Here is a 13846-nt window from a genome sequence, read left to right as displayed (position 1 = left end):
TCAGTGCAACTTACGGTATGTGTTGTGTACGTGTTGCGGTACGTATGTGTTGTGTTTTGTGATCTTGTGATGCGGTTATGTTCGGCGTTCGCCTCGCGTTGGCAGTCCGGAGCTGTCTGGATGCTACTTGCGCGTAAGGTTCGGCACCGATGCCGGGCTGACGCCCTCAGGCAGGATCAGCGTCCCGTTGCGGTGGGAGAAGGAGCTGCGCACATGCAGCGGCATGCCGAAGCGTTGCGCGTATTCGACACAACGCAAAGCGAGCACCTTCGAGCCGCAGGACGACATCTCGAGCATGGATTCATAATCGATGACCGGGATGCGGCGGGCGGTCGGAACGATACGCGGATCGGCAGTGAACACGCCGTCGACATCAGTGTAAATCTCGCACACATCGGCACCAAGTGCGACAGCCAGCGCGACAGCGGACGTATCGGAACCGCCACGGCCGAGCGTTGTGGCGTCGCCGTCCTCATTGATGCCTTGGAAGCCCGCGACGATTGCGACGCTACCTTTTTCAAGCGCATGACGGACACGGTCAGGCTTGACAGCGCGGATATGCGCCGCGCCGAACCGCGCGTCCGTCATGAAACCGGCCTGGGATCCGGTGAACGAGTAGGCGTGAGAACCGGCGGAATGAATGGCCATGGACAACAGGCTCATGGAAATACGCTCGCCTGCCGTCATAAGCATGTCCATTTCACGGGCCGGCGGGGTCGAATCGATGCTCATCGCCTGGTCGATGAGGTCATCGGTAGTGTCTCCCATAGCCGAAACCACTACAGCGACGTCGTTGCCAGCGTTCTTCGTCTCGATGATACGCTTGGCAACACGCTTGATCGAGTCAGTATCGGCGACCGAAGAGCCACCGTACTTCTGCACGATAAGAGCCACGATTGTCCTATCTTCTCTAAAGGAATGTCCTGCGCCCGTATTGTACGCAAGTGAGTCGATTATACGAGCCGCGGAATATGGCGGGTCGCATGGTGACCAGCATACGGAACGGCATAACGGCAAGGTTTTGGCGCTTTATGCCTCGCGTCTGCCGGCGAGTGCCCTGCCGAGGGTGATTTCGTCCGCGTATTCGAGGTCGCTGCCGACCGGCAAGCCGCTGGCGAGGCGGGTGACTTTGATGCCGAGCGGGGACAGCAGGCGGCTGAGGTAGCTGGTGGTCGCCTCCCCTTCGATATTCGGGTCGAGCGCGAGGATGATCTCTTTGATGTCAGGGTTCTGCAGGCGTTCGAGCAGTTTGGGGATGTTGAGGTCTGCCGGGCCGACGTTGGCCATGGGGTTGATGGCTCCGCCGAGTACGTGGTACAGGCCGTGGTATTCGCGTGTGCGTTCGATGCTCATCACGTCTTTGGGCTCTTCGACCACGCAAATCATGGACTGGTCACGCCTGGGATCCGAACAGACCGGGCAGGGGCTGGTTTCGCACACGTTGCCGCACACGTCGCAGAATCGGACTTTTTCTTTGACATCGGTGATCGCTTCGACAAGGTTGCGCACTTCGTCGTCGTTGGCGGACAGCAGGTAGAAGGCGATGCGTTGCGCGCCTTTGGGACCGATGCCGGGAAGTTTGGCGAATGCGTCGATCAGACGCTGGATTGCGCCGTCATAAGCCAATGCCATGGTCAGGCTCCTTCTTGCCTTGGGTTTGTCGACTGGATTGCAACCGTTATTGATTTCGAGCGACGAGTGTCGTGTCGGGATCGGTTGCGGGCGTTTCATCCGTCATTTCTGGGATGAAGCGTCCATACTATTGTGACGGTTCGGCGGCTGAAGATTCTTAGGATTCTTCGGATCGTCGGGGGCGAACTGCTCAATCTTCTTCACTTCGAACAGTTCTTTGAGCTCTTCGACGCTGAGCCCGGTGGCTGTTCCGAGCGATTCGTCGTTGAGCGAATACTCGTCTTCTTCCGGTGGGACCTGTGGACTATCAGGCGTTCCGGGCTGCGGTGACATGTCCCGTGATCCGAAATCGTCCGGCTGTTGCGCCCAGGGATCGTCCTGCGGTTCCACCGGTTCCGGGTAATCCTGCGGTTCTGGAGTGTGCGCATCGGCGATGTGCGCGGAATCCTCCGCCTCATTCCCATCCGCTTGCAACGGCATCCAGGGATCGTCTTGCGGGGTCGTCTGCGTTTGGTTGTTGTTATTGGACGATTGCTGGCCTGTAGTGGGCGATGATGCTGGCTTGTGTGCGTCAGTCGGCGGAATCGGTGCGTCGGGAGAGACGGACATGACAGGCGCGACAGGCGTGGCTGGTACTGCCCACGGGTCGATGCCATCGCTGATGTCAGGAACCGCCACATGCTTGCCATGATGCGGTTGCACGGCTGATTGTCCGTCATCTGCAGATTGTGATGCTTCCGCGTGCGCAGGCGAGGCGGGACCGTGGCCGGTGGTTTGTTTGTTGACCGGCAACGGCTGCATCCATGGGTCATCGTCGGCAAACGCCGCGTCGGCGGGTATGCTCGGGCTCAATCCTGCCGTACCGGCAGCGGGTGTCATTGTGGCAGTTGGCGTCATGGCAGCCGCTGCCGGGACGCTTCCTCTTCCTCGGTGGCTGGGATCGTCGGCATCTTGCGCGTTATCACTGCTTCCCGGGGTTTTCGCTTCCTTACCGGTGGAGCCGGCATGCATGCCGACCGTCACTGCTGCAAGGGTCGCCGCACTCTGTTTCGCTTTCGCGAGCGCGATTTCGCGTTTGACTTGGCTGACCTGCTCCGGCGACATCCGTCTAATGGATTCGACGGTTTCCCCGTTCGCCGCGGTCGGCGTAGGCGAAATGCGCGCACCTTCGCCGAAGATCTCTTTGACGGCGTCTTGAACCACAACCGCGGCTTTTTTGCCGTCGTGCGCTTCGTCGGAGGACACCGCGAGCGCGAACGCATGCTGGTCGATAGGCTTGGCAAAGGTCATGAGGAGCTTGGATTTTCCTGCAGGGCCGGTGATAAGCCGCACGGACGGCACCCGAGGATGATCGACATACTCGCGGATATCCGACGGCAACTTGTTCAGGACGGCCTGCCAACGTTCCTCGACACTGGCGGCGTCCTGCGGCGCAGGTCCGGCCTGTGCGGGGCTGTTGCCAGGCTGCGACGCCTGATTGTCGCCTGCGGATGGCGCCATGGCGGGTGTCTGCGTACCAGCGGAGGCATGATCCGACGCTGCGGCAGTGGAAGGCGCCTGCTGGGCAGCTGCTCCCGGAACACCCGAATCGCCGGTCTGAGGCATAGCGGTTTGATGTTGCCCGGCGAATTGGGCTTGCATGTTGCGCTTATTGCGCGTCGAGTCGATAAAACCGCCGCGCCTCGGAGCATTGCCGTTCTGCTGTTGTGCCGGAGCGGCCGATGAGCCTGGTGCACCTGATGCCGTCGCCGATGCTGAGGTAGAGGCCGGGCCGAATACATTCTCCTCGCGGCCTGCCAGCAGGCGGGCCGCCAGCAGTTCCAAACGCATGCGCGGCGACGTGGCACCGCTCATCGTGCCCAGCGTGTCGTTGATGGTGTCGGCAATGGAAGTCAACGAACGCAGCCCGAGCGCGGACGCCTGCCGATGCAGATCGGCGATATCTTCGACTGCGGCATCGTCGCTGAGCACGCTCTCAGCACGATCTCCGCCCAGCGTGAGCACCAGAAGATCACGGACGCGCGCCAGCAGATCCTCCACGAAACGTCGCGGCTCGAATCCACCGACCACGACCTTCTGCACAACCCCATACAGCTGCTCGCCGTTGCGATCGATAATCGCGTCAATCGCCTCGCCGATCAGCGAATCCGGGGTGAAACCGAGCAGCGCGACCGCTGCATCATGGGAGATGACACCATGCTCGGAACCCACCATGAGCTGGTCAAGCACGGACAGGGTATCGCGCACGGAACCACCGCCGGCGCGCATGGCAAGCTTGAGCACGCCCGGCTCCGGCTTGATCTGCTCCTTCTCGCAGATCCCCTCGAGGTATGGTCCCATGATTTCCGGCGGCACCAAACGGAACGGGTAGTGGTGGGTGCGGGAGCGGATGGTACCGATCACCTTGTCGGGTTCCGTGGTGGCGAAGATGAACATGACATGTTCCGGCGGTTCCTCGACGATTTTCAGCAACGCGTTGAACCCTTGCTGGGTGACCATATGCGCTTCGTCAAGGATGAAGATCTTGTACCGGTCGCGGGCCGGCGCAAAACCGGCGCGTTCACGCAGTTCACGGGCGTCGTCGACACCGTTGTGGCTTGCCGCGTCGATTTCCACGACATCAATGGAGCCCGGACCTCCCGTGGCGAGGTCTTTGCAACTGGGGCACTCGCCGCACGGATGCGAAGTAGGGCCTTTCGCACAGTTGACACAGCGCGCGAGGATACGTGCGGAACTGGTCTTGCCGCATCCACGCGGTCCGGAAAACAGGTAGGCGTGGGTGAGCCTGTTCTGGTCAAGCGCCCGGCTGAGCGGTACGGTCACCTGATCCTGCCCGATGACCCCGTCAAACGTATCGGGACGATACCGTCGATACAATGCCAACGCCATGTCCAACTCCTTCATATGCCGCAAACGTGCCTTACAAGCATACGCGGCGCAGACTACCGCGCCACATTCACCAATGTCCCTTCCACCAATCTAGCGTTGCGGCGGAACACGAACACGCCACAACACCTCACCCGCATGCCACCGGCCCCGCGCGCGAAGTTTTCACGATCACCATGCCGAAACCATGCCGGTACTCGTAGCGCACGCTCACCGTGACATCCTCGCCCTCGACCTTGCAGACCGATATATCCGCTCCGTCGGCGCGAGCGACACGCCTGGCCGCTGAACATGGATTCGCATGGCCATCACCCAGCGCGACCGCAGCGGACACTGCGGCGGTATCCGCCATCGATCTGACCCGATTCCCAGTGATTCTCGCATGGCCAACCGCAGCCGCGACAAGTACCGCGACACAGGCGACGGACATGACCATCACCATCAGCACCACCGCCGAGCCCCGCTGACGACGAGCGCCGATCACGAGGATGCTCCGCTCGCGGATCCACGCACTGACGCCGGCAGCACGTTGCCCATCCCGGATACGACCGGGCACTGCGTATGTACAGTGACCAATCCCCCATCCTCCGAGACCGTGGCCGTGGCCCCTTTCCCCGCGACCGCCACAGTAGCCGCCGACACCATATTCCGCGCCTGATCGCTTTGAGCGGGGACCTTGGCGACCACCAGTTCGCGGACGGCTGAGGACGCCGCGTCCTGGCACGCCATCGAGACAGTCGCCACATGCGTCAACGACAGCAACAGCACCATCAGCACGACAGCGATGGGAAGCACCATCGCGAACTCGGCGGTGATAGCACCCCGCTGACCGTCCTGCGTGAAGCCATGAGAACGGCCTTGTATGACACCGGCCCCCTGCCACTGTTCCCCCGACAACCGAGCGGGCATTGCCTCCGACGTGCCGAATCCCCCATCGACACTCCGGCGAGCACCCGATACGCCGCCCATCCCCTGAACGACGCCGTGGCCTCCGGTTGCTTTCATGCAAGGCCGTTCACATGTGTTCCCCATCTCAGCCCTTCTTCAACTCCAACGCACCCTTGATGAGAGCGATCACCAGATTCTTCACCACATCTGATTTGATGACCGCGAACAGTACAGCGGCAAAGCCACAAGCCGCGACCAGAACCATCGCGTATTCCGCGGTCGCCGCGCCTTTCTGCGGTTCAAGGGCTTGCAGGCGGATCGTCGCGTCAATCATGCACGCGCGTTCCCTGGCTTTGCGCGCCACCGCCTTCGGAGCATTGCGCATGGCTGTGATGAACCCCGTTTTCCCTGACATTGGAGGTTGGTTGATGCCGGTCATGGTTATTCCTTTCCGATACAGCCCGGAATTCCGGGCACCGCCTGCTTTGGCGGTATCCCCAGTGTGCCCGACGGGAACCTCAGGGAGGAACCCCTGCCTGGCAATGTGGTCGAAAGACGACTTTTGTCCACATTGCCTCGTCCACATTGCCTTGCCCACATGGTCAGATTCGCTCTTGCTCACGCACGACCATCACCCCATCGCACTGCCGGGATGCGTTCCCCGTCCGCCGCATCAACCCGCCCGTCGTACAGGACACCCCACCCGGCATCCCGCTGGACACCGGACACCGGCTGCTGCCAGTCATCCCCCAATCAGCGACATAGCCGTAGGCACCACGCCAATCATGACGAACGCCGGAAGAAAACACAACGTCATAGGCAGCAAAATACGCACCGACAACGCAGCCGCCCCCTGCTCAATGGCATGGCGGGCATCACGGTCAGCGCATTGCACCGCCAATTCCAATCCCCGCACCGGAGAAGAACCATGCTCCCACGAGTCGCGCAAACCCTCACCAATCAGTCGGCACACCGGCAAGCCGACATCATCCCCGACACGCCACGCATCATCCCACAAGACACCCCGGTACAACGCCTGCGACACCCGACACAACGCATCGCCCGACAACCCGCCGGCGACATCGCCCACCGCGTCCAACGCACACGGAATCGACGCACCCTTGCGCAGCGCGACCGCAAGCATCTGCAACACAAGCGCGTCACTGGGACCAAGCCCATCATCCGCAAGACGGCAAGCCGCCTCAACCCGGCCAATCGCAGACGGCCCCGACCTGCGCACCACCAACCACAATGCCGCGCAGCACGAGGCCAACGCAGCAAACATCATCGCAGCCTGAACACCCACACATTCCCCCTTCCCGAATCTGACCGGTTCCCTGACCTAGCCGCTTCTGCGACCCGGCCGTCTCCGGTCACGAGTCCTGCAAAGCCGAACGCATCATGGAACGCACCCAAACCGCACCAATCACATACCCGAACACGCCCAGACACAGACACACCGCCCCAGCAGGCGAACCGACCAAAGTCCGCAACGGATGCGCGCCGAGCAACCCACCAAACGCCCACGTCCCGACCGGCAATACGAGCAACAGCTTCACCGTCGCTTTCGGCATCGCGCTCGCTTGAGCAACCAGCCGGTCACGACCGACCGAACGGCGGAACGAAGCGCTTACCGTCTCCAGACAGGAACCCAATTCGCACCCCAATCGGACGCTCAACTGCGCGGCGGCACACACTTCCACCGCAATCCGCTCCACATACGCCAACTCACCATCACGGGCATGAACGGCGAGCGCCTGAACCACCGCATACCGATCCACAGCGCAGCCGAATCGTTGACCGGACATCCTGGACAACGACTCCTGCAACGTGCCTCCCGCACGCACCCCGGCAACCAGCATCGCCAGCGCCGCATCCAACCCCACGGCTGCAGGCGGATCCGCTTCCCAGGCATCGACGGCCTCACGCAACCGCCACCGCCGGAAGACACCATCCCACACCGGCAACAGCAGCAGCGCCACACAACATCCGGCGGCAATCACCGACCATGGCCATGACACCATCATGCCTCCACCGCCTTCGGCGGACCGCCACGCCACCCAGTCACCGCCGATGCGAGCCAATGCGCCGCGAAATCCTGCCACCCCTCAATCGCAAGCGGCTGCCCGACACCATCCCACGCCAACAACGGCACCCCGACCAAAGCGTCACGAACCACGGCAAGCGTGCCCACCTGCGCGATATGACGCCCAACCGACGTACGCTCCACATGAATCACCACATCAAACGCATCTTGCGCGAGCATACACAAGGCGCGCGTATCAAGCCCCGCCAGCAAACCCAAAGAAATCAGCCGCGCGGGCACGCGCTCCAAACGATCGGCATGCAATGTCGTAGCACCGCCACGATGCCCCGAATTGAAAGCGCGCAGCAAATCGGCGATCTCCTCGCCACGGCATTCCCCCAACACCACACGGTCAGGGCGCATCCGCAACGTCGCCTTCACCAATTCAGGCAAACCCACTGCACCCGCGCCCTCGACATTCGCCTCACGCACAACCAAAGACACATGATTGCCGCCTGAAACCGCCGCCAATTCGCCAAGCTCACGGACTTCCTCGACGCTGACAATGCGTTCGCCCACATCACACCGAGCAAGCAACGCCTTGAGCATCGTGGTCTTTCCGGCGCCCGTACCACCGGTGATGAGCATCGAGGCACGTCCGCGGACCAAACCGTCCAGCAGCGCCAGCCATGCAGGCGGAAACATGCCGGCGGCACACAACGATTCCAATGTCGGCGGCAAGCTGCCCGGCAGACGAATCGAAATCGAAGCCCCTTGCGGCACAATCGGCGCGACCACCGCGTGAACGCGGATACCATCCGCCGTTGACGCGTCAGCGATCGGACAGGCGTCATCAAGACGACGACCCATCTGCGCGCACAATCGCACGGCGTAATCGCGGACGACGTGCGGCGAGCGAAACGGCACGGCGATACGGCACGGCAGCATGCCGGCACCGCGATCAGCCCAGACACCGCCGTCACACGTCACCGCGATATCAGTGATCCGCGCGTCCTGCGCAAGCGACTGCAACGGGCCGAATGCGATAGACAATGCTCTGCGCAGCATGACGTTTGGCGGGCTCGACGCTTCAGCGCCTGGGGTGTTCCAGTCATCATTGTTCATGCGAAATCCCCATAACGGCGGTCGGCGCCGATCCTGCTGTTGTTCTTGTCGTCGCTGCCATTGTTGCCATTCGCGCTGCTGCCATCGCACTTGCAATCGTCGCAATCATCACCATTGCCTGTGGACTTATCGCAGTTGCTGTCGGCGTTGTTCCCGCTGCCACTTCAATTGCAGTCATCGCCACCCTCACCATCTCTGCATCCCTGCCGGCCTTGCCGACCCCCAGCCCCTGGCGTCAAGCCATGAAGCCACTGCACGCAATGCTTTCGCGTTCGCCCGATTCGGCTTGAGCAGACCTGATCCCTCAAGTATCGCCCCGCACAACCGCGCATCCGGATGGATGCTGCACACCATGTCAATGCCGAGGTATTCCGCAGCCTCATCTTCACCAAGCACGCCACGATTGGATGTTCGGGCAGCAGGCGGCACAACCCCGACCAAGACGATATCGTCCTCGGCGATTGTTCCCGCGGCATATCCGCCGGCGAGCGCAGACCGAGGTCTCGCCGTGCTTCGGTTGCCGCGGCCGGTCAATGCCTCGATGCATGCCTGGGCGCGGACCGTGCCGAGCACGGACAATTCGACCAGCAGAATCACCGCGGCGCCTTTGAGCGGCAGAGGAATCGCCTGGCCGGACGAATATCCGGCGCGCCCCGCATCGACAATCACCATGTTATACCGTTCAGCCAGCGCGCAAACCGCCACGGCAATCTCCCAATCCTGCGGCATCGGGGAAATCCACGGCCGGCTGGAGAGCACGTCAATACCATCCCATGCGGTAAGCCTGCGACGCAATGCCTCGCCATCCACCTCGCCCAGAGGAGCCGTGACGGCATTGAGCATTACACCAAGCTCGCTTTCCATGCCCAGTAGGACATCCAGCCCGCCCCCGGACAGGTCAGCGTCCACCAAGACGCAGTCCCGATCGTCGTGTAGGCCATGCAACGATTGTGCAAGCAGTGCCGCAAACGTGCTGGCGCCCAGCCCGCCGCTTGCAGACAGCACAATAGCCGCATTCGGCGCACGGTACACCGGCGACGGGCATGGGACGCCGAATGAATCGGCACCGGTTCGGTATGGCTGCGGGTTGTTGGTTCCTGCCGCTGCCGGGACCCTGACCCCGGCCCCTGCTTGGACCCGTGCCCCAGGCTCAGTCCGGTATGCCCGGGGGTCATGGGATTGTGCACTATGGCGGGCGGCTTGTTCAGAGCGACGCATATTCATCTGCATCTGGTTGGTGTGTGTCGTATGTGATGTCATACCGTTCAATCGAACACGGCATCAACGGTCGAGCGCTACCCCAAGTCGCCAATGTGGTCGAAAGATGATGACGGGCGTGTCATGGCCCTGGACAGGCACGCGAGCGATGCCACGCCAGCCGAAATCACCCAGATATTGACTGCAGCGCATGTCATGGATCGGGGCAGGCACGGGAGGAGATGATGTGATAACAGTGCATGGATGCGGCTCGCGGCGATAAGTCCGAGGCGCACACGGGAGATGATGCCCCGTGCCGTTTCTGCTCCCGCACACCATGCCTGCCCTTGGCGCCATCATCAGGGATGTAGCTTCATATACCAGCTCCGGGGATATCATCTGAAAATCTCCGCACAAACATGAGCCGGACAGTCCCCGGAAGCCGCTTGGAATCCGCCATCGTGCATAAAACCATCTCTGCTGAACACCTGATCGTGACGTTTGAAGCAATGTTTTCGGTTCCCATGCGCCGACCGCGTGGAGCTGACGATTCGGGAGACAGCGAGCCTTGGCGCCGCAACGTTCCCGGACAAACGAAGAGGCCCGCCGAAGCGGGCCTCCCGTACAAGGACTAACGAGCAGAATCTCTTCACAACACCATCGTTGTAACGGTAAGTCTTTCCAATGCCCGTTCAACGTAACAACCTTTCGTGGCTATACACTACTGTGGGCTTCTGCTCTGTTAAGTTTTCCTTGTACTTGTTATTATGCCCCGATTCCCGCCGTTCGCAACCCGGATACCCCGCCTACGGGGCAATTGTTCGTTTATTTTCGCAAGTGTTCGACGGCACACCCAAACGCAGCAATCTTGCGGGTTCATGTGCAAATCGAACCGGTTCGCATGTGCGATTGTGTGCGCACCGCAAGACACGCCGGTCACATCGGTCCGGTATCCGCACCTCCAACCGACCATCACCGCACAAACCGGTACCGAAACGCACATTCCATTCCCTCCCCACATTCCGCTCCATCACCATTCCATTCCGTCAACATTCCATTCCCTCCACGTTCCGCTCCATCACCATCCTTTCCATCACAGATGGCACTGGCTACCGGCAGAAAACCAGCCGAAACGCAAAGCGGCGTTCCTGTGCCGGCTGCACGCTATCCGCCACGTCAAACCCCGCCAACTGCCCTGTCATAAATCAGGAACACCATCAACCGCATGTATGCGAAGACATACATCATGTACTGAAAGCAGACATTCCATCACCGATACGCGCCGAAAACACCGAATCATGCATGTCACGACATGCACAACCCGACAGAAGCCGCCGAACACGACCGGTATTGCGGAAGTTCCACCGGATTGCGCATGCCATGACACACACAACCTGGCAGAAACTCCCCACACAACAGCCGCAGACCGTGATGCCGGACATTCCCATATGCCCGGATCACGAATACCACCGCAACTAGCACAACAGGGCTACAGCAATCTACCAGTCACGCTTCAGACCGTCGCCACAGCCCAACAGTCGCCACCACAGCCACCACCCCAGCCACACCGCCGCGCCACCAGCCACACCGCCGCACCCCACTCCGTACAGCACCCGCAACACGCCGAAATGTAAACACAGGCTAAATTTTCCCGACTTTGCCGCGACAACTCCAAGCCAAGTGCCTAGAGTAGTGGTATGGCACAAATTTTTGACGCACCCTCGAAGGCGATTCTGCGCAGCCAAATTGCTGAGCATATCGCCGAGACAGACAAGAATGACAAGCGGGAGACCCAAGAAGGCGAGCAGCCACTGCCCACCGACCGGTTCTTCGACCGCGAGCTCAGCTGGCTGAAGTTCAACAAGCGCGTCCTCGAGCTCGCCGAGAACGAAGACGTTCCGCTGCTCGAACGCGCCAATTTCGGCGCGATCTTCGCATCCAACCTTGACGAGTTCTTCATGGTCCGCGTGGCTGGCCTCAAACGCCGCATCGACACCGGCATCGCCGTCACCTCCTCCAGCGGCCTGAGCCCGCGCCAGCAGTTCCGCGCCATCAGCGAACAGGCACATCGCCTGCAAGACGAGCACGCGCACTACATCATCGACCATATCCTGCCCGCGCTTGCCGAGCAGCATATCGTCCTGCTGAGCTGGGACAAGCTCACCACCGCCGAGCAGGAACGCCTGTCACGCTACTACCGCCAGCAGGTGTTCCCCGTGCTCACCCCGCTCGCCGTGGATCCTGCGCACCCGTTCCCTTACATTTCCGGTAATTCGCTGAATCTCGCGGTGCTCGTCGAGAACCCGACCAGCGGTAAAACGCATTTCGCCCGCGTCAAGATCCCAGGCAATCTCAACCGTCTGGTTCCCGTCGACGACCTGACCGACGAGGAAAGCCGTGAGGAACGCTACGGTTTCATCACGATGGAGAACCTGATCATCGCCCATTTGGAGTCCCTGTTCCCGGGCATGATCATCAAAGAGGCGCGATCCTTCCGCGTCACCCGAAACGAAGATATCGACGTCGAGGAAGACGACGCCGAAAACCTGCTCAACGCGATGGAGAAAGAACTGCTGCGCCGCCGCTTCGGACCGCCGATCCGCCTTGAGATCTCCGACGCGACCAGCCCGTTCCTCTCCCAGCTGCTCGCCGACCAGTTGCGCGTCAGCGCCGACGAAGTCTACCGCCTGCCCGCTCCGCTGGATATGACCGTCCTGTTCGAACTGCAGGCGATCGACCGTCCGGACCTCAAATACCGTCCGTTCATCCCGATCACCAACCGGCAGATTGCGGAAGTCGAATCAAGCCATGCACAGGACATTTTCGCCGCCATCCGCGAGCGCGACATCCTGCTGCACCACCCCTATGATTCCTTCTCGACCTCCGTGCAGGCGTTCCTCGCGCAGGCCGCAGCCGATCCGAAGGTGCTCGCCATCAAGCAGACGCTGTACCGCACGTCCAGCAATTCGCCGATCATCGACGCGCTGATCGACGCCGCCCATGCCGGCAAGCAGGTGCTTGCGCTCGTCGAAATCAAGGCGCGCTTCGATGAGGATGCGAACATCATGTGGGCGCGCAAGCTGGAACGCGCCGGCGTGCACGTGGTCTACGGCATCGTCGGCCTCAAGACGCACTGCAAGCTTTCGCTCGTGGTCCGTCAGGAGGCGGATGGCTTGCGGCGCTACTGCCACGTGGGCACCGGAAATTACAACCCGAAGACCGCGCGTCTGTACACCGATCTTGGTTTGCTGACTTGCGACCCGGTGGTCGGTCAGGATCTGACCCGGCTGTTCAACCAGCTGTCCGGTTATGCGCCGAAGTCCAGCTTCCACCGTTTGCTGGTCGCCCCGCGTACCGTGCGTACAGGGTTGATTCAGCGCATCCGCCGCGAAGAAGACGCCGCCCGCGCCGGCAAGGAAGCATGGATCAAAATCAAGGTCAACTCAATCGTCGATGAGAAAACCATCGACGCGCTGTACCGTGCAAGCCAGGCGGGCGTGAAGATCGATATCGTCGAGCGTGGTATCTGCGCGCTCAAGCCCGGCGTGCCCGGCCTGAGCGAGAACATCCGCGTGCGTTCGATTCTCGGCCGCTTCCTGGAACACAGCCGTATCTACGCTTTCGCGAATTCCGATGGGCCGCAAATCGGCGAAGGCCCGATTTCCGGCCCTGAGGTGTGGATCGGTTCCGCAGATCTTATGCACCGCAATCTCGACCGTCGTGTGGAGGCGCTGGTGCGCATCACCGCGCCGGAGCAAGTGGAGGAGCTCATCCATTACGTCGACCTGCAGATGGCTGATTCCACCATCTCGTGGCATATGCAGGCGGACGGCACGTATGTGTTGCATTCGCGCGATGAGGAAGGCCGGCCACTGGTTGACTGCCAGGAATACCTGATTCACAAGCATCAGCGCAAGCCGGGAACCAACACGCTCGCGCATTGAACCCATCCGGCGCAAACCCGCAGGATACATGAGGTGCAAGAGGGATACCTGCCATGGCATCCCTCTTGCGATCACCTCGATCATGATGGCGGCCGACCGACTGCAACCGGTTGGTCGCCATCATCATGTTGCCGTTATATTGTCCTCG

Annotated in this window: 12 protein-coding genes; 1 reads left to right on the top strand and 11 read right to left on the bottom strand. The window is 61.2% G+C overall.

Features of this window, described 5'->3' with window-relative positions; translation table 11 throughout:
- Positions 1-123: 123 nt before the first annotated feature.
- The 11 genes from DSM100238_RS04440 to DSM100238_RS04390 form a co-directional block, all read right to left on the bottom strand.
- Positions 124-894, bottom strand: a complete 771-nt coding sequence (locus tag DSM100238_RS04440; protein ID WP_015449757.1) for an aspartate kinase — start codon at positions 892-894, stop codon at positions 124-126.
- Between the two features lie 135 nt (positions 895-1029).
- Positions 1030-1632, bottom strand: a complete 603-nt coding sequence (recR, locus tag DSM100238_RS04435; RefSeq protein ID WP_152355490.1) for a recombination mediator RecR — start codon at positions 1630-1632, stop codon at positions 1030-1032.
- A gap of 102 nt (positions 1633-1734) precedes the next feature.
- Entirely contained in the window at positions 1735-4521 is a 2787-nt protein-coding gene (gene dnaX / locus DSM100238_RS04430) for a DNA polymerase III subunit gamma/tau (RefSeq protein ID WP_152355489.1), read from the bottom strand.
- 127 nt (positions 4522-4648) lie between these two features.
- The gene (locus DSM100238_RS04425) at positions 4649-5002 is read right to left on the bottom strand and encodes an Rv3654c family TadE-like protein (RefSeq protein WP_152355488.1); all 354 of its coding nucleotides are present in this window, start codon (positions 5000-5002) and stop codon (positions 4649-4651) included.
- Entirely contained in the window at positions 4999-5523 is a 525-nt protein-coding gene (locus tag DSM100238_RS04420) for a TadE/TadG family type IV pilus assembly protein (protein ID WP_240812339.1), read from the bottom strand. The genes DSM100238_RS04425 and DSM100238_RS04420 overlap by 4 nt, the downstream gene beginning before the upstream one ends.
- A gap of 28 nt (positions 5524-5551) precedes the next feature.
- Positions 5552-5845 (bottom strand): DUF4244 domain-containing protein, encoded by a 294-nt coding sequence (locus tag DSM100238_RS04415; protein ID WP_152355487.1) that lies wholly within the window; start codon positions 5843-5845, stop codon positions 5552-5554.
- A gap of 303 nt (positions 5846-6148) precedes the next feature.
- Entirely contained in the window at positions 6149-6712 is a 564-nt protein-coding gene (locus DSM100238_RS04410) for a type II secretion system F family protein (protein WP_152355486.1), read from the bottom strand.
- A gap of 67 nt (positions 6713-6779) precedes the next feature.
- Entirely contained in the window at positions 6780-7433 is a 654-nt protein-coding gene (locus DSM100238_RS04405; protein WP_152355485.1) for a type II secretion system F family protein, read from the bottom strand.
- Positions 7430-8500 carry a TadA family conjugal transfer-associated ATPase gene (locus DSM100238_RS04400; protein ID WP_152355537.1) on the bottom strand — a complete coding sequence of 357 codons (1071 nt, stop codon included), beginning with the start codon at positions 8498-8500 and terminating at the stop codon, positions 7430-7432. The genes DSM100238_RS04405 and DSM100238_RS04400 overlap by 4 nt, the downstream gene beginning before the upstream one ends.
- A gap of 46 nt (positions 8501-8546) precedes the next feature.
- Complete coding sequence (locus DSM100238_RS04395) at positions 8547-8735, bottom strand: hypothetical protein (protein ID WP_152355484.1); 189 nt, start codon at positions 8733-8735, stop codon at positions 8547-8549.
- A gap of 8 nt (positions 8736-8743) precedes the next feature.
- Positions 8744-9817 (bottom strand): CpaE/TadZ family protein, encoded by a 1074-nt coding sequence (locus DSM100238_RS04390; protein ID WP_152355483.1) that lies wholly within the window; start codon positions 9815-9817, stop codon positions 8744-8746.
- A gap of 1634 nt (positions 9818-11451) precedes the next feature.
- Between DSM100238_RS04390 and DSM100238_RS04385 the strand changes: the two genes are divergently transcribed.
- Positions 11452-13698 (top strand): RNA degradosome polyphosphate kinase, encoded by a 2247-nt coding sequence (locus DSM100238_RS04385; RefSeq protein ID WP_152355482.1) that lies wholly within the window; start codon positions 11452-11454, stop codon positions 13696-13698.
- Positions 13699-13846 lie beyond the last annotated feature (148 nt).

Origin of the sequence: Bifidobacterium apri (assembly GCF_009299485.1) — a bacterium.
GTDB lineage: Bacteria > Actinomycetota > Actinomycetes > Actinomycetales > Bifidobacteriaceae > Bifidobacterium > Bifidobacterium apri.
This window is presented reverse-complemented; position numbering and strand designations above follow the sequence as displayed.